Below are 17,983 nucleotides of genomic sequence, written 5' to 3'. Positions count from 1 at the left end.
GAGCTTGCTTCAATATCGACAGGATTTGGCTGTCACTAAATTTTGATTTCTTCATGCAGAATCTCCTTGCACATACATTACGAGAAAATTCTACTTTTGGCATCAACTATTTTGTGGGCGGATTACCTATCAACACGTAAAACAAATACGATTGAGATTCAGTGTGATAAAGTTGTTTCATTGAAGAAGATGGAAGAAGAAACTAAGCCCTCTGATTCAATTAATTGAGAAAGGGATGCGACAATCAATAATTCTCCTCAGTTCTTTTGATTATGTCTTTTGGTTTTAAAACCCCATGACTTAGAAAGAATAAAAAAATCCAGGATTGCTGAGCTAAAATACTGACTATTGACACAGAGAATCATGTAGCATGACACTATAAAGCACTCAAATTATCAGAAAAGAAACCAAAATGACCAATAAAATTCGCGGTAAAGTAAAATGGTTTAATGAAGGCAAGGGCTTTGGCTTTATTGAAAGTAGTGGCAAGGATTATTTTGTCCATTTCAGTGCTATACAAAGTAGCGGTTTTAAAACCCTTCCCGAAGGGGCAACCGTTCTATTTAAAGTAGGCAAAGGACAAAAAGGGCCGCAAGCAGAGGACGTTGAACTCGTTAAATAATTAAATAACCAAATCAAGGAGGAAGGAAGGTGAACAAACGAATTGCTTTAGTAACGGGAGGAACTGGTGGCATTGGAACAGCCATATGTCAAGAAATGCAAAACCTCAATTATCAAGTGATTGCTTGCTACTTCAAACATGGCCATCACGAATTAGCAAGAGAATGGCAGAAAAAACAATCCATGCAAGGATTTGATATCGACATTGCCTATGCGGATATTTCTTCCTTCAATGATTGTGAAAAATTAACGGATTTGGTGATAGAGAAGTACGGCAAAATTGACGTTCTAGTTAATAATGCAGGCATTACTCATGATGCCAGCTTGAAAAAAATGACACCGGAACAATGGCAAGAAGTCATTAATGCTAATTTAAATAGCGTTTTTAATATGACGAAAACCGTATTATCCAACATGCTGGATAATGGTTATGGGCGTATTATCACAATCTCCTCCATTAATGGGCGCAAAGGGCAGTTCGGACAATGTAATTATGCCGCCAGTAAATCGGCGTTATATGGTTTTACCAAAAGCCTGGCGCAAGAAGTCGCAAAGAAAGGAATTACCGTGAACACGGTCTCCCCTGGCTACATTAATACGGAGATGCTTGCCGCGATGAGGGATGATGTTTTAGAAGCCATTGTCGCTCAAATTCCTGTGGGGCGATTAGGCAAACCTCAGGAAATTGCTCGGGTCGTTGCTTTTCTTGCTGATGAACAAAGTGGCTTTATCACGGGTGCTAACTTTGATATCAATGGTGGACAATACATGTAATTACTAAATGACCAAGAATACTTTTAAAGAAAAAATGACTTTTGGTTTATTAGCCCTTAATATTGTAGCCGCTATCCACATAAAGAGTCTGACCAGTGATGGAGGCGGCTTTATCGGATACCAAAAATGAGGCTGTTTCACCAATGTCCTCTATTGTAACCAGTTGATGCAAGGGCGCTTCCTTTGCTGCCTGTTCCATCAGCGTATCAAAATCAGCTAAACCTGAGGCTGCACGAGTGCTTATTGGCCCTGGAGAAATGGCATTGACTCGAATCTTTTTACTGCCAAGTTCCATGGCGAGATAGCGTACTGAGGTTTCCAAAGCCGCTTTAACAGGCCCCATGAGATTGTAATTTTTGACCACTTTTTCGGCACCATAATAACTCATGGTTATGATACTCCCTCCATCGACCATCAGTGGTTCAGCGGCTTTTGCCAATCGGATGAGCGAATGACAAGAAATATCCATCGCCATCATGAAGCCGTCTTTCGAGCAATCGACAACACGACCTTGTAAATCAGTTTTTGGTGCAAAGGCAATCGCATGGATAACAAAATCAAGACGACCCCAGCGGTCTTTTATTTTCTGAAATAGGGCATCAAATTGTTCCTTATCCGTCACGTCCAAAGGCATAACAATAGGAGATGACACTTTTTCAGCCAAAGGCTGTACATAGCCCCTGGTTTTCTCATTTTGATAGGTGATTGCCAATTCGCTGCCCGCTTCATGCAATGCTTTAGTACAACCCCATGCGATGGAGTACTCATTGGCAATTCCAACAATCAATCCTTTTTTATTCTCCATCAGCTTTTACTCCCGTTTGACGCTCAAGAAGTGACATGGCATGAATTGCCATCATGCGCTCTTCGTTAGCTGTAACAACCCGTGTTTCAAAAGGTTTAAGAAATTTCAAATGACGCAAGATAGTGTTTCGCACAAAGGCTGAGTTCTCACCAATACCGCCCGTAAACACGATGGCATCCATCCCACCCAGGGTTACTGCCATCATCCCCATGAATTGGGCAGCTTTAAGGCAGAAATAATCTAATGCAAATTGTGCCCTTGTATCCTCACTGTCTTGCAAGATTTTCACATCATTGCTTAAGCCTGATAAGCCAAGAAGTCCAGATTCATTATAAAGAAGACGCTCAACCTCATCGGTAGATAAGCCTAAATGACGCATCATAAACGTTACAGCGCCGGCATCAAGGTTCCCACAACGAGTTCCCATGGGTAATCCATCCAAGGCAGTCATGCCCATCGTCGTATCAATACTTACTCCATTACGCATCGCACACAAACTTGCTCCATTGCCAAGATGGGCCGCAATAAGCCGTCCCTCAACTAATGAAGGCTCATACCGCCGCAAGGTGTGAACAATCCATTCATACGATAATCCATGAAACCCATAACGACGAACACCTTGTTCCCTTATCTTTTGTGGCAATGCATACTCGGTGAACAAAGCCTTATGATGGGCATGAAACGCTGTATCAAAACAAGCAATTTGAAGTGCCTCTGGTTTCAGGGTACTGATGAATTCAATGGCTTTGAGATTATGGGGTTGGTGTAAAGGAGCCAATGGAGCTAATGCCCATAATTTCTGCATGACGTGTGGATTGACTATCACACTGTTTTTAAAGAGAGTCCCGCCATGGACAATGCGATGAGCAACTGCAGTCACCTGCCATTGTTCACTCAAAACCTCAATCCAGTTCAAAATAAGACGTAAGGCTTCTTCATGCGTACACTCATCAGAAAGGCTTTTTTTATCAACCTCTGTATTGCCGAGATTTGGTATTGCACCGATCGCTGTAAATGAAGGCTTGTTACCAATATCAGATACTTTCCCTTGAACCAACAGTTGTGGGTTTAATTGTCTTGAAAAAAGCTGAAATTTGACACTGGAAGAGCCTGCATTAATCACAAGGATACTGGCTTCTTGTACTTGGGTCATTTGATTCGTCCTTCCTTTCGAGCTGCCGCCAGTTTAACAGCCAGGGAGCAAGAGAAGAGCCTCGTTCTAAGTGAGTCGGCTCGGCTCACCAGAATGAATGGAACACGAGCACCCAAAACAATTCCGGCAGCATCCGCATGGCCTAAAAAAGTCAATTGCTTGGCCAAAATATTCCCGGACTCGATTTCAGGAACCAAAAGAATATCCGGATCGCCTGCCACAGAAGAAATAATCCCTTTTTCTTTGGCTGCCTCCTTGTTAATCGCATTATCAAAAGCCAAGGGACCGTCAAGAATGCCATCATTTATCTGTCCTCGGTCAGCCATTTTGCATAAAATAGAGGCATCGACAGTGGCTTGCATCTTAGGGTTGACGGTTTCGATGGCGGCAAGGATGGCTACTTTGGGCTTCTTGTCCTCGCCAAACAATACTCGCCAAAGATTAATGGCATTTTGGCAAATGTCCGCTTTGTCGGTGGCAGTAGGGGCAATATTAATCGCAGCATCTGTAATGATGAGTGGTTTGTGGTACGAAGGGATATCCATGACGTAGGCGTGACTCACACGATGTTGCGTGCGTAAGCCCGAGGCGGTGGGTACAATAGCCCCCATTAATTCATGAGTGCTTAATGAGCCTTTCATGATGGCATCAATCTCGCCGGAAGCTGCCAATTCGGCAGCCTTGCTTGCTGCGGCATCGCTGTGTTCTGTATCAATCGTTTCCCACTGTGATAAATCAATACTTGCTTCCAAAGCTGCAGTTTTCATCTTGACCAAAGGGCCAATTAAAATGGGAATAATGAGTCCTGCGTTTACCGCATCGTTCACCGCTTCCATGACACTCATACTAACCGGATGCACAATGGCCGTGCGAACAGCGCCCATACAGCGACACGCTTTGATTATCGCCTCGAAGCGATCGTGGTTATGTATTTCTATAGACGGTAAATGAGTTCGTGCAACCCGTACTTTTTTCGTTGGCGCAAGCACGGTTGCTAAGCCCTCGATGACCGTTTCTCCGTGCTGATTCACACCCTTGCAATTAAAAATCACACGGGGCTTATTGGCACCCTTATCCTTGACGATGATGGTGATGGTGAGCGTATCCCCTAAACGCACTGGCTTTTTAAATTGAATGTCCTGTTTAAGATAAATGGTGCCTGGACCAGGTATAATAGTACCAAGAAGTGTTGAAATCAGCGAGCCAGACCACATGCCATGACCCACAATACCATGAAAAATATCGCTTTGGGCAAACACCGGATCCATATGAGCAGGATTCACATCACCCGACATGGCAGCAAATAAATTGATGTCGTCTTGAGTGAGTGTTTTACTTAGACTCGCCTGCCGGCCTACCGTAAGCTCATCAAAAGTCACATTCTCAAGAAACTCCTTGTCCATTTTTCTTCCCTTTTATTTCTGCAGTACATAAGTACCTGGTGCAGCGGGTAGTGAGGCATTTATGACCAACGCAGGAACGCGTTTTTTGGTGGACTGTTGCACTAACCAATCATGCCATTCTTGCCACCAGGAGTCTTCTTGTTTTTCTGCAATCGCGAGCCAACTCTCAGGATTGAGATAAGCATCACCTTTCTTGCTCTCATGAACCCGATAAGAACGCCCCGGATGACCCGGTTCACTCACAATCCCTGCATTATGTCCGCCACCGGTGAGGACGAAGGTAATGTCACCCTCCGTCATCAGGTGGATTTTATAAACAGACTGCCAAGGCGCCACATGGTCTTTTTCAGTACTGACTGCAAAGACGGGCAACTGAATGTTTTCAGCAGCCACCGGCTTTCCTTCCACGGTATAACGGCCTTCTGCAAAATCATTGTTTAAAAACAGTTTTTCAAGGTATTCGCTGTGCATTTTATAAGGCATCCGCGTGGCATCCGCATTCCAAGCGGTTAAGTCAATCATCCCACGCCGCATCCCGTGCATGTAGTCTTGAACCATTTTGGACCAAATTAAATCGTAGGCACGCAACATTTGAAAGGAACCGGCCATTTGTTTGGTATCAAGATACCCTTGTTCTCCCATCATGTTTTTAAGGAAAGCCACTTGGCTTTCAGTAACAAAAAGCATTAATTCCCCGGCTTCAGTAAAATCCCCTTGGGCTGCAAGAAGGGTGAGGCTATTTAAGCGTTCATCCTTATCTCTACTCATCGCGGCCGCCGTAATCATGGCTAGTGTGCCACCTAAACAATAGCCCATCAGATTAATTTTTGTTTGAGGCAGAGTGGCTGATACCGCATCAATCGCAGCCATGGCGCCTTGGCGATAATAATCATCCATTCCTAAATCACGATCCTCTTTGTCGGGGTTACGCCAAGAAATGATGAATACGGTATGGCCTTGCCTTACGAGCCACTTCACCAAGGAATTATGAGGCGATAAATCCAAAATATAATATTTCATAATCCAGGCAGGGAGAACCAGTATGGGCTCTTTATACACGGTTTTAGTCAGAGCTTCGTATTGAATCAATTCGATTAAATGATTTTGAAACACCACTCGTCCTGGGGTAATCGCCACGTCTTTGCCCGGGATAAAATGTTCAGAGCCTGTAGGTGGTGCGCCCGTTAGCTTTTCTAAGGAGTCTTCCATAGCGATTTGGCTGCCTTGAATGAGATTAAGTCCCCCAGTGCGAATGGCTTCATGAAACAAATCAGGGTTAGACCAAACACAATTGGAAGGGGACAGGGCATCAAGATATTGGCGTGCCCAGAATGAAACGGTGCGTTCCACTTGGCTGGGTAGCCCAGGAACTTTGGTTGTGGCACGTCGCCACCAATCCTCTACCTGCAAAAATCCTTCCGCATATAAGCGCCAAGGCATAGGCTGCCAACTGTCTTTTTTGAAACGTACGTCTTTGCCACCAGCAGCACGATCGACACAAATGATATTATTAATGCAATCATTAGCATGAAAGACAGGATAAAAGGCCAGTTCCCATAATACTTCTGGAGATTGTGCCAATTGCCAAAGCCATGTGGAATAGGACGAGCCTAGCGCTGCAGGACTTATCCCCGCAGTCCATTTAGCAAGGTTTGCTTGAAATAACTGACCGAAAAAAGCAAAGGCATTATCAGTAGCGTCTGCATCACTGGGTGCACAACAAGAATCTAAACCTTCTGAAGATTCTTCCTGCTGAGTTAATAGGATTTTCTTGGGACAGCATTGCTTTTCTAGTCCATTCATGGCCTATATCCTTGGCATTATATAAGTAGATAATCAATCAGATACATACAATAATAGCAGAATATTTAACCTACCCATTCAGTTCAGGGGATATCTATTCTTGTATGGGGATGCTAAATAATGACACTTTGAGGAACTTTAGCTATTTCTTTCCTTGCTTGGTAGTAATGATCACTTTCTTGACTATGGACTATAGTCAATGGTTTATTAAGCCATTTAAATACCTTAAAGCAATTTATTGCAATAGCGGATTAATTATTTTAAGCAGATTATTACCACCTATCAAAAACAAGAGGAAGAAGTAGCCGAAAATATGATAGCAGGTGACAAGTGACTTTAGCTCGCAAATCAGGTATGCATCTTAGCCATCACTATGCAAAATGGTGAATTTATTTTACTCAATTGAAAGCGACATTAATTTTATATTTTTACAATTAATACTTTTATTCGTAATCAAAGTAAGTAATAGTCTTATATGGGTATGTTAAAAGCACGCTAAATAAAAGGAATTATAGATATGAAAATTGTTTATTTAATAATTAGCTTTATGATTCTTCTTTTGAATTCGGGCTGTGGAGGATTACGTCAAGTAAATGAAGATGCGAAAAATGTTAACTTGTATTTTTCCTATCCTACAGGAAATTGCCGTTTCTTAGGGATTATTAAAAATCCAAATGTACATGAAGTTATGGATATCCGCTCCTCTTTAAAAGATCTAGAAAAAGATGATAATAATTTTTTAAAAAATGAAGGCGCGAAGTTAGGAGCAAATGTTATCGTTCTTGTAACACATACACCAAGGGAATTTCATAAGAGATATGTAAGGGGATCAAAAAACTTAACAACTATTAATATCCATTCCGTAATAGCTAATGCATATTATTGTCCCTATGTGAAAATTGACCAATTACAACAAAGAAATTTAGAAATTAAGCAAACTCCATTATTTGAAAATGATGACCTGCAGATAAATTATTAAAAAATCCAGGGTCCTATCTGGTAACAGGACTACATTACTGTAGCCCCGTCCCATAAGAACGGAGCATGCGACTTTAGCCGCACTCCGCTCAAGCCTTCGCAAGGCCAACTTTGGTTGACCCAACCATCCAGTCTACTTCATTTGATGATAATAAGGAGGTTGATGCTTTATCCCTTGTTTCTAGCCGCTATAGTTTCAAGTAGCGCTGGCGCTTCTTAAAATATTCTGTATAGGCTGGAACATAGGGTGTTGCCTCTACCCTTATTTTGGTATGTCTTCTAATAGCAACAGAACTCATTAAAAATAAATCCATATAGGTGCTTTTGCTATCTTTATTTGGGTTTCTCGCAGTAAATATCCAATCTCGTGCACCCTGAGAGCGAAAGTACTTCTTTTCCCTCCATGCTGTACTTTTTCTCGGGCGTCTACGATGAACCAATCTCCACAAGGCTTGGTGTATTTGATGATCGATAAATCCAAACGTCTTTTTATCAGAATCGGTTTGGCCTTGTATTCCGGCAAGCCATTTATAAACCAGATATAACGGTCCATGTAACCAAACAATTCCATGCACAGGTATCTGATTTAACTGAGGCAACGAGTAATGTAAGGTTACCCTTCATCGGTAAAATAAATTTTAAACATAAGGCCATCTGTTACAAGGCCATTTTAATCCTTTCCTTATCTCTAGAAAAACTGCTTCATTTTATTTTTCATTGAGATAAATGATTATAATCCCGTTAAAAATAAAAACAGTAATAGCATCCGCCTCATACACATCCTTATTACGGTACCGTGCATCCATTTTTTAATTAAAAATCCCTGCCACACACTCTAATGCAACGTAAAGGAAACACCATGCAAAAAAATCGCTCCTAAGATGAGGAAAATGAATAGGGCGATGACAAATCGCAAATGCCTCTTTTTTCTAAAGAGAAACATGAGGCCAATTAACAGAATAACAAATACACCCAAAACGCCTATAAACCATGCATTGAGTTCCATTATTCATCCCTGAGTAGATTATAAAATCCCTTGTTATCCATTTTGGTGTATATGGCCACCATCACCACCAAAACCACCCTCATAAGCTCCTTCAGGATGAGTCTCGGCAGGGGTTGTTTTATTACAAGACATTAAACCGCATCCTAAAATGAGTAAGCCAATAAAAACAAAAATTGTTTTAAATCCGATAGGGTTCATTTACATCTCCATTTCCACAAATAAAAATCGTTGCATCGGTCATCATAACATACTGAATCCTATGATGTCCTGCTTAACGAAACCCTAAATGAATCTCTCCAGAGGCATGATAGGAAACAACCTCTTACCATTTTAACTGGTGTTTTTATTTTGAAAATTCAACAATCGCAAACCATTCGCAACAACAATGAGACTTGCTCCCATATCGGCAAAAACCGCCATCCAAAGTGTCGCCAACCCAGCCAAAGCCAAGATGAAAAAAACAACCTTGATAGCAATCGATAAACTGATATTTTGACGTAGCACCCGAGCTGTTTTATGACTTAAATCGATAAAAAAAGACAGCATCGCTAAATTATCGTTCATCAGGGCCACATCCGCTGTTTCAAGTGCGGTATCAGTCCCTTTTCCCATCGCGAAACTAATCGTTGCCTTTGCAAGTGCAGGGGCATCATTAATGCCATCACCAACCATACCCACGGTGTGGTAATGAGCCAACAGGGCGTTCATGGCATTCAGCTTCTCTGTAGGCAAGATATTGGCATTGACTTCATCAATTCCCACCTCTTTGGCAATAGCGGCAGCGGTGACGGCATTATCTCCAGTTAACATGGCTGTTTTGATGCCACGTTGATGCAAGGATTGGATGGCTAATTGGCTGGTTGAACGAAGGGTATCCGCTACTGCAAAAATAGCCAACACGGTTGTGTCATTACTTAAAATAACTGTGGTCTTTCCTTCTTGCTCTAACTGAGCAAGTTGTTTTTCGATACCGGAATTACACACCCCATTGTCTTCAGCCAGCTGATGATTCCCAACAAAATACTGCTCATTATTGACGCTCCCCATGACGCCCCGACCAGGAATTGCTTCAAACCGACTCACCGTCAATAACGACCCCGTTGGTTGTTCTTCTCGCCAGTATTCGACCAAAGCGTGGGCAACAGGATGTTCGGAGTGACTGTCTAAACTGGCTGCCAAGAGCAGTAAATCACCTTTGGTTTGCGTGCTTTCATAGGCAATAAAATCCGTGACCACCGGCTTTCCTTCAGTCAGTGTTCCCGTTTTATCCAGCGCAATGAGTTTTAACTGATAGCCGATTTCTAAATAACTTCCGCCCTTGATAAGAAGTCCGTGATGAGCTGCCGCTGCCAAGCCACTTACTACGGTCACAGGCGTTGAAATAACCAACGCACAAGGGCAAGCGATTACAAGCAAGGTGAGTGCCTTATACAGCCAATCATAAAAAGGATACCCCAATGCAATTGGTGGAATCAGAGCAACGGCTACTGCAATGAGCACCATGATTGGCGTGTAATATTTGGCGAACTCATCAACAAATCGCTGGGTTGGTGCCCGCTCTGCTTGTGCTTGTTCTATTGCTTTGCCAATTTTAGCCAACAGGGTATCGCCTGATTCTTTGGTCACCTTCACTTCAAAGGAGCCTCGCTCATTGAGCGTACCGGCAAACACACTGTCTCCTGTTTGTTTGCTCACAGGCATCGACTCACCAGTAATGGGCGCTTGATTAACGCTACTTTGGCCACTCACAATAACGCCGTCCAAGGCAATCCGCTCACCTGGCTTAACCAGGATAATTGCACCTGACTTGATGTTCTCGACCGCTAATTTTTGCCATTTTCCTTCCGTCGTTTTGACGGTTGCTTCATCCGGTGCAATCTGCATCAGGCTTCGAATGGCTAATCGTGCTTTATCCAATGAGTAGCGTTCAATACGCTCAGCCAATGCAAATAACACGGTGACCATCGCCGCTTCCGGCCATTCGCCGATGAGTATGGCACCTGTTATTGCAATCATCATCAAGCTGTTGATATTCAAGGCTTTCGTGCGCAGAGCAAGCCAACCCTTTTTGAAGGTAGGCGGTCCACTTATGGCCATAGCCACTAATGCCAATGCCGCTACCCAAACTGACTTCTCGGTCCCAAATAAATAGGAGAGCACTTCCGAGAAAAGAGCCAACAATCCAGCTACAGCAAGCCACCACCAAGAAAAATCATTGGCCTCTTTTGGGCTATCACTTTTAGTGCTGCTTTTGGTGCGAACACTCATGCCCAATGCTTCAATTTGTCTCTGGAGTGGCTCAATCGTATTTAAACGATGATGAATCGTCACTTCTTCGGCAATGAAGTTAAAATCCATCTTTTCGATTTCCGGAATTGTTTGTAATTGTCGCCTAATTAATTGCTCTTCAGCAGGACAATCAAGCCCTGCAACAAAAAAGGTCGTTAAGGTTAAAGGTGTTGTCATAATGATTTCCCACATTGACTGCAATGACGTATCTAAGCAGTGTTTATTTTCTTAGTGAGGTAATTTATTGATTACATTGCACTCAATACTCTCTCGAGTCGTTCCTTCACTTCAAGAGCAATATGATTTATCTCCGAATTGCTGACTAATTCCAATACTGCTTTAGGATCCATAAATTCAACATATACGTTGCCAAGGTTATCTTGACGTACGACTACATTACAAGGTAGAAGCAAACCTATAGAGGGTTCCTTAGCTAAAGCATGATGAGCAAATTGAGGATTGCATGCACCAAGAATTTGATAAGGAGGCATATCTTGATTTAACTTTTTTTTCAGCGTTGCTGATACATCTATAGTGGTCAGGACTCCAAATCCTTCTTTTTGAAGCCCTTCTGTAACTTTTTTTACTGTATCGTCAAAAGAATATAATACTTTTTTTCCAAATCCATATTTAATATGTTCCATTTTTTAATCCTCGATTTTTTATAAATTACTAAGATAATTCTAATTATTAACTCTAAAACACTCAGATATTACAAACTGTGTATCTCTCAGCATAAATTAGGTTTCCTCGCCTGATTTCTTCATCAATGGCTTTTTACGTCGCTCATGAAACACATAATACAAACCAGGCAATACCAACAAAGTCAGGAAAGTCGAAGAAATAATACCGCCAATCACCACCGTGGCTAAAGGCCGTTGCACTTCAGAGCCTGTACCGGTCGCTAATGCCATTGGTACAAAGCCCAAAGAAGCCACTAAGGCTGTCATTAATACCGGACGAAGACGCGCCAGTGAGCCTTGCAATACCGCGTCTTTTAAATACATTTTTTTTTGCTCGTGTAGTTTATTGATAAAAGTAATCATTACCAAGCCGTTTAGCACCGCAACTCCTGATAAGGCAATAAACCCGACTCCCGCGGAAATGGATAAGGGGATCCCCCGTAACCATAAGGCGAGTACACCGCCTGTTAATGCTAAAGGAATGCCGCTAAACACCAAAAGCGCATCTCTTACTCTACCAAAGCTCATAAACAGCAGTAGGAAAATGCCCAATAAGGTAATAGGCACTACAATTTGTAGTCGTTGAGAGGCCGATTGCAATTGTTCAAATTGCCCACCCCAGGTTATCCAATACCCACTGGGTATTTTGACATTTTGCTCAATGCGTTGTTTGGCCTCATTGACAAACGAACTTAAATCACGATTTCTTACGTTCGCACTGACGACCACGCGACGTTTACCGCTTTCGCGACTGATTTGATTAGGGCTCTCGCTTCTCACCATTTTCGCCACTTCATTCAGAGGAATGAAATGGCGCTCACCGTCTTTAGCAGGAGGCAAAGGAATAAAGATTTGTCGTAATACATTCGGATCGGAGCGCAATGATTCAGGTAGGCGTACAATTAAATCAAAACGTTTATCTCCCTCAAAAAGCTCCCCACCTTTTTTGCCGCCTGTAGCAATCACAATCGCATCTTGCACACTACCTATTTGTAAACCGTAACGGGCGAGCATATCGCGATTAATCGCAATGGTTAAAAGCGGCAAGCCACTGACTTGCTCGACCTTGACATCTGCAGCCCCGGGTACCTTTTTTAATTGCGCACTTATCGATTCAGCTATTTCTAGCAAGGTATCCATGTCATCGCCGAATACCTTCACCGCCACATCGCTTCGCACCCCAGAAATAAGTTCATTAAAACGCATTTGAATCGGCTGGGTAAACTCATAATTATTACCAGGAATTTGTTGTACCGCCTGTTCAATTTCCTGCACTAACTCTTGCTTGGTTTTTTTGGGATTGGGCCACTCTTTTCGAGGTTTTAAGATAATAAAAGTATCTGCCACGTTCGGTGGCATGGGATCGGTGGCTACCTCTGCCGTTCCAAGTTTTGCAAACACGTTTTTGACTTCAGGAAATTGCCGCACCCGTTCTTCCACCAAATCTTGCATGGCCAGGGCTTGAGTCAAACTGGTGCCTGGAATGCGCATCGCATGCATCGCAATATCGCCTTCATCCAGGCTTGGAATAAATTCCCCACCTAAGCGATAAGCAAGGAGCAAACTGATGACCACTAAAACCACTGCCGCACTAATGACCCATCGCCTTGCATGAAAACTACGGCGTAACACTTTAGCATAGACTTTTGACAGGTGATGCACGAGCCAATTTTCTTTTTCCTGGACACGTCCTCGAAGAAAAATTGCAACGGCTGCAGGAATAAACGTCAATGCAAAAAGCATGGAGGCCAACAAGGCGATGATGACGGTTTGAGCCATCGGTAAAAACATTTTTCCTTCCACACCCGTTAACGTTAAAATCGGCAAATAAACCACCGTAATAATGAACACGCCAAAGATGCTGGGCCTTATGACTTCGGTGGTCGCATAGGCAATCACTTTTAAGCGCTCTTCCAGATTTAAAACTCGCTGCAGTGCATGCTGTTGCTCACCTAAATGTTTAATGCAGTTTTCAACGATAATGACCGCACCATCCACAATCAAACCAAAATCAAGTGCTCCTAAACTCATTAAATTGGCACTGATTTGATTACTCACCATGCCGGTGATGGTGAGTAACATGGATAAAGGAATGACCATCGCCGTAATAAGGGCGGCCCTAATATTTCCCAAAAATAAAAATAAAATGACACAAACTAATAAGGCGCCTTCAAGAAGATTGTTCTTCACCGTATTAATCGTGGCATTCACCAGCAAGGTTCGATTATACACCGTGACTGCTTCAACACCTTGAGGCAAGGATTTGTTAATGTCTTTCATTTTGGCGGCCACGCGCTCAGAAACGGTTCGGCTGTTTTCTCCCATCAACATAAACACCGTGCCTAAAACCACTTCTTTACTGTTCTCTGTTGCAGCGCCTGTACGCAACTCTTTACCTAAAGCAACATCTGCCACATCACGGATACGAACCGGTGTGCCTTCAAAACTGGCAATCACAATATTTTCAATGTCCGGAATATTTTTTACTTGACCGGGCACGCGAATTAAGTTTTGCTCCCCATTGGTTTCAATGTAACCTGCGCCCACATTGGCATTATTGCGCGTAAGCGCTTCTACCACATCGTTCAAACTTAAACGATAGCGAACCAGTTTCATGGGATCGGGCGTAATATGAAATTGCTTTTCATAACCACCAATGGTATTGACCTCCGCAACGCCTTCCACATTTCGTAGTTGAGGCTTAATAATCCAATCCTGAATGGTACGAAGTTCAGTGGGATTGTAACGCTGGGACACAGGCACATTAGGTTTATTGGTGACAGTATACATAAAAATCTCACCAAGACCTGTCGATATGGGGCCTAGAGTGGTTTCCGCTTCGGGCGGTAGTTTATCCCTAACCTCTTGCAAACGTTCATTAATTAACTGACGCGCAAAATAAATATTCGTGCCGTCTTTAAAGACCACCGTGACTTGCGATAACCCATAACGCGACAAAGAACGCGTATAATCGAGATTAGGTAGCCCACTCATCGCTAACTCAATAGGAAAAGTAATGCGTTGCTCCACCTCAAAGGGCGAATAGCCTGAAGCTTGAGTATTAATTTGCACTTGCACGTTGGTAATATCAGGAACGGCATCAATGGGCAAACGTTGAAAGTTGTAGACGCCGAGCGCTGCAATCACCAAGGTGAATAAAAGAACAAACCAACGATGTTTTAGAGAAAAGCGAATAATTTTTTCAAGCATCTCAATCCTTAGTGCTCATGGCTCGCGCCTTCCTTGCCTAACTCAGCCTTCATAAAAAAGCTGTTTTTACTGACATAACGCTGGCCAGCATCAAGCCCTGACACCACTTCTGCCCATTGGTCGTCTTTTTCACCTAAAGTAACGGGTGTCGCTTCAAAATAATCCCCTTGCTGGACAAAAACCACCTCTTGTTTATCCATGCGCTGGATGGCCGAAAGAAGGACCGCCACTGGTACTTTTTTTTCTTTAATGGTAATGGCCGCATTCACATACATTCCTGGTAACCAGACTCGTGGTTCGTTAGATAAAACCGCACGTGCTAACGTGGTTTGACTGTCTTCGATGCCTAAAGGTGCAATGTAAGAAATCGTGCTGGTGGACTTTGGTTGTCCTTCATCGCCCGTGACAGTCACTTCCATCCCTTGCTTCACAAGAGGGGACTCTTTGCGATACAAGGTAAAATCGGCCCACACCGTGGCTAAATTGGCCACCTCATAAATGGGTTTGGTGTTTTGAGCCAACTCGCCATTCGTTGCATATTTTTGCACAATAGTCCCAGTCATTGGGGCAGTAATGCTGTAGTTTTGCAAACTCTCATTGCTTTCAATGGTGACTAATACGTCTCCTTTAGTGACTTCATCACCGAGATTTTTAGTCATTGATTTAATGATGCCCGAATAGCGTGCATAAATAGGAGTTAGGGTGTCGCGATTAGGAACAATTTTTCCGACCACCTTTAATTGGGTCTTAATGGTTTGGCTCTGAGCTGTAGCAATTTGAATGTCAGCCGCTTTTAGAATGCCTGATACTATTTTTACGCGACCTTCATAGCTTGAGTAACGCCAATTGTAACGTGTTCCATTAAGCTCTAATTGCACCGTCACATCAAAAGAATGAGGTTCTCGAATCACTTGATTGCTTTGTAAAAAATGCTCAACAGGAATAAAGGTAATCTCTTCTTTTTTGTCATTGAAGCGGAGCAATTGAACCGTTAAATGGGCCTTATCGGGTGAAATCAACTCTCCATTTTGATAAAGATAAGCACGAAAATGAGGAGGCATCCCTCGTTCAAATATTAACAGCTCAAGGGCTATGTTCCCTTCTTTTAGCAAACGTCCCCCATTGGGCCCTTTTTCCATGGTGTCTTGGTGATTGTTTTCCTCAACCGCATGAGTATCTCCACTTGCCCATAATGAAAAGGAACTTAAACCAAATAAAAGAATCAGTAATGGAATCGGGAGAATGAATAACTTTAGAAATTTCATTGACTCTCCTTAACAGGATTTAATCCTAAAAGCCCTACCAGCTGAATTAGTGCTTTATGATAATCCGCATGGGCTTGCTGGTAATGACGCTCTTCTTCATACAAGGTATTGAGTGCTGTGAATAACTCAATATACGTGTAACGCCCCATTTGATAACCCTCTTGCGCGAGTGTTATTGATTTACGTGCTAAAGGTAATAGTGAATCGGTGACTAAACTCGCTTCATAGTGACTTTGCTGGGCTTGTAAAAAGGCATTGTACACATTTTGACGCACATCAAGTCGCGTTCCTTGAAAGTCATGGGACGTTTGCGTGTATTGCGCCTCTGCAGTCAGGATTTTGCCTTGATTTCTATTGTAAACTGGCACTTCCGCAAAAGCGGACATCACGGCAGCATTACTGCCGTCATCAGAAAAATGACGGCCACCGAGTTGTATGTTTAAATCCGGCCAAACGGACTTTTTTACTGCCGTAATCGTCGCACGCTTGGCTTGCAATTGCAGTTGCATTTGCAGGAGCTGCGGGCTTTGAGGTAAGTGTTTTAATAATTTGGGCCAATTAAGTGAAATGCCCGGCAAGCCCTTATCCACCAAGGGTCTATCTATTCTTAGCCCGTCACCTAATGACCGAGCCAGTTTGGCTCGTTGGAACAACGCGTCACGTGCCGCTTTATTTTCCTGAATTCGAGCCTCACCCAACCGTATTTGGGCTAATCGCAAGTCCAATTCAGACCCAGCACCTGCCTTAACCCGTCGTTCAATGGCTGCCACAATGTCTAGATTCAGTCGAATTAGTTTTTTCGTCACGCGATGCCATTGCTCCGCATACAGCGCGTCCACGTAAGCTACCCCAACCGCCACATACAGGGTGGCCTTTTGCACTTTAATCTGGGCAAGAGATGCTAAGTAATCCGCATAAGTTGCTTTTTTTAGATACTGAAGGCGATGCCCCAAAGGAATGGGTTGAGTGGCGGAAAAAGTTGTTTCTGCTGCTTCATAACTACTATAACTACCTGAACCACCAAAATTTTCGGCAGTTAAAGTTAATTGCGGATTGGGATAAAGACCGCTTTGAATAAAAACCCCGCGCATCGCTTGGGCTCTATCGATTTCTGCTTGCAATTCAGGGTTATTTCGGTAAGCAATATCTAATGCTTGCTTAAACGTTAGTGGAGCAGCAGCCATCACTTCATTACAAAGGAAGTGTATTAATAGAATAATGGCTAAACCGATGTAACGCATCCCTCACCTTTTAAAAAATACCATGCCCAGTATCACTTATTTAGTGTATCCTGATTTGCTTTAAGAGAATACCCTCTGTACCCTATAGAATGGCAAAAATTAGCTTAATAATTCACTGGAATCATTGAATTTCTTTTATGCAGTGAATAATTAACAGCTCTATCCAGGTGATGATTCGATGCGGATTCTTTTTTTAGGTGATGTATTTCTCGTGTTGGCCAGTATAGTGGAGGCCAAACCATTGATTATTGGGGTAGACGACACGCCCCCTTTGCTATAAATGCCGATAAAGGCCATTTCTTTGGTTTTGATATAGAGCTTATGATCAAAGTAACATGATTTCAAAAAACCATTAGTGTATCCATGAAGAAAACACGTCTCTCTGGATTCAATAAATTTTGGTTAAATTCACTTTAATGGCGCCCAGGACCGTGCACATGGGGATGGTAACCTCCAAATCGTCCTTTTCTTGGCTCTTTATTTTGGCTTTCTTTGGAGTCGACCGACGCACAAGAAGAGCATAAAGAGATAACGAATAAGAGAATGAAAAAAAGACTTGTTTTTAATGAGCGTATATGGCACATAAATAGATACCTCCTGCCAAAAATATTTAAGTATTTAGGTTAAGTCAACGTTAATTAATAGAGATTTTAATGCTCATCACTATCTTTCTAGTTTCGCTTATTTTTCAATGACATTCCATAGCCATGCCCTATGAATGGTGCACGATAACAGTATTGTTTTTTGTGTGT

The 17,983-nt window shown here is 42.6% G+C and carries 14 protein-coding genes; 3 read left to right on the top strand and 11 right to left on the bottom strand.

What is annotated here, in order from left to right; genetic code table 11:
* Positions 1–412: 412 nt before the first annotated feature.
* Positions 413–622: a cold-shock protein gene (locus ACWTE2_RS11180; protein ID WP_010652810.1), complete on the top strand. Its 210-nt coding sequence runs from the start codon at positions 413–415 to the stop codon at positions 620–622.
* Positions 623–651: 29 nt separating this feature from the next.
* Positions 652–1,395: an acetoacetyl-CoA reductase gene (gene phbB, locus ACWTE2_RS11175; protein WP_014842623.1), complete on the top strand. Its 744-nt coding sequence runs from the start codon at positions 652–654 to the stop codon at positions 1,393–1,395.
* 49 nt (positions 1,396–1,444) lie between these two features.
* Here the strand turns inward: phbB and fabI are convergent, their stop codons facing one another.
* The 4 genes from fabI to ACWTE2_RS11155 are packed head-to-tail and all read right to left on the bottom strand — an operon-like array spanning position 1,445 to position 6,559.
* Entirely contained in the window at positions 1,445–2,200 is a 756-nt protein-coding gene (fabI, locus tag ACWTE2_RS11170) for an enoyl-ACP reductase FabI (protein ID WP_014842622.1), read from the bottom strand.
* Positions 2,190–3,353 (bottom strand): acetate/propionate family kinase, encoded by a 1,164-nt coding sequence (locus ACWTE2_RS11165; RefSeq protein ID WP_014842621.1) that lies wholly within the window; start codon positions 3,351–3,353, stop codon positions 2,190–2,192. The genes fabI and ACWTE2_RS11165 overlap by 11 nt, the downstream gene beginning before the upstream one ends.
* Complete coding sequence (locus tag ACWTE2_RS11160; protein WP_014842620.1) at positions 3,350–4,756, bottom strand: bifunctional enoyl-CoA hydratase/phosphate acetyltransferase; 1,407 nt, start codon at positions 4,754–4,756, stop codon at positions 3,350–3,352. The genes ACWTE2_RS11165 and ACWTE2_RS11160 overlap by 4 nt, the downstream gene beginning before the upstream one ends.
* A 12-nt stretch (positions 4,757–4,768) precedes the next feature.
* On the bottom strand, positions 4,769–6,559 hold the full coding sequence (locus ACWTE2_RS11155; RefSeq protein ID WP_014842619.1) for a PHA/PHB synthase family protein: 1,791 nt from the start codon (positions 6,557–6,559) through the stop codon (positions 4,769–4,771).
* Between the two features lie 517 nt (positions 6,560–7,076).
* Here ACWTE2_RS11155 and ACWTE2_RS11150 point away from each other — a divergent pair.
* Complete coding sequence (locus ACWTE2_RS11150; RefSeq protein WP_014842618.1) at positions 7,077–7,538, top strand: DUF4156 domain-containing protein; 462 nt, start codon at positions 7,077–7,079, stop codon at positions 7,536–7,538.
* Between the two features lie 187 nt (positions 7,539–7,725).
* On the opposite strand, the gene ACWTE2_RS11145 is transcribed toward ACWTE2_RS11150, so the two are convergent.
* The 7 genes from ACWTE2_RS11145 to ACWTE2_RS11115 form a co-directional block, all read right to left on the bottom strand.
* On the bottom strand, positions 7,726–8,112 hold the full coding sequence (locus ACWTE2_RS11145) for a group II intron maturase-specific domain-containing protein (protein ID WP_061393961.1): 387 nt from the start codon (positions 8,110–8,112) through the stop codon (positions 7,726–7,728).
* 464 nt (positions 8,113–8,576) lie between these two features.
* Positions 8,577–8,741: a hypothetical protein gene (locus tag ACWTE2_RS11140; protein ID WP_014842616.1), complete on the bottom strand. Its 165-nt coding sequence runs from the start codon at positions 8,739–8,741 to the stop codon at positions 8,577–8,579.
* Between the two features lie 132 nt (positions 8,742–8,873).
* Positions 8,874–11,009: a heavy metal translocating P-type ATPase gene (locus ACWTE2_RS11135; protein WP_014842615.1), complete on the bottom strand. Its 2,136-nt coding sequence runs from the start codon at positions 11,007–11,009 to the stop codon at positions 8,874–8,876.
* 71 nt (positions 11,010–11,080) lie between these two features.
* The gene (locus ACWTE2_RS11130; protein ID WP_014842614.1) at positions 11,081–11,476 is read right to left on the bottom strand and encodes a DUF302 domain-containing protein; all 396 of its coding nucleotides are present in this window, start codon (positions 11,474–11,476) and stop codon (positions 11,081–11,083) included.
* Positions 11,477–11,572: 96 nt separating this feature from the next.
* Positions 11,573–14,725 carry an efflux RND transporter permease subunit gene (locus ACWTE2_RS11125; RefSeq protein WP_014842613.1) on the bottom strand — a complete coding sequence of 1,051 codons (3,153 nt, stop codon included), beginning with the start codon at positions 14,723–14,725 and terminating at the stop codon, positions 11,573–11,575.
* 8 nt (positions 14,726–14,733) lie between these two features.
* The gene (locus tag ACWTE2_RS11120) at positions 14,734–15,990 is read right to left on the bottom strand and encodes an efflux RND transporter periplasmic adaptor subunit (protein ID WP_014842612.1); all 1,257 of its coding nucleotides are present in this window, start codon (positions 15,988–15,990) and stop codon (positions 14,734–14,736) included.
* Positions 15,987–17,231, bottom strand: a complete 1,245-nt coding sequence (locus tag ACWTE2_RS11115; RefSeq protein WP_014842611.1) for a TolC family protein — start codon at positions 17,229–17,231, stop codon at positions 15,987–15,989. The genes ACWTE2_RS11120 and ACWTE2_RS11115 overlap by 4 nt, the downstream gene beginning before the upstream one ends.
* Positions 17,232–17,983 lie beyond the last annotated feature (752 nt).

The sequence above is a fragment of the Legionella nigrisilvae genome (assembly GCF_977063395.2).
This window is presented reverse-complemented; position numbering and strand designations above follow the sequence as displayed.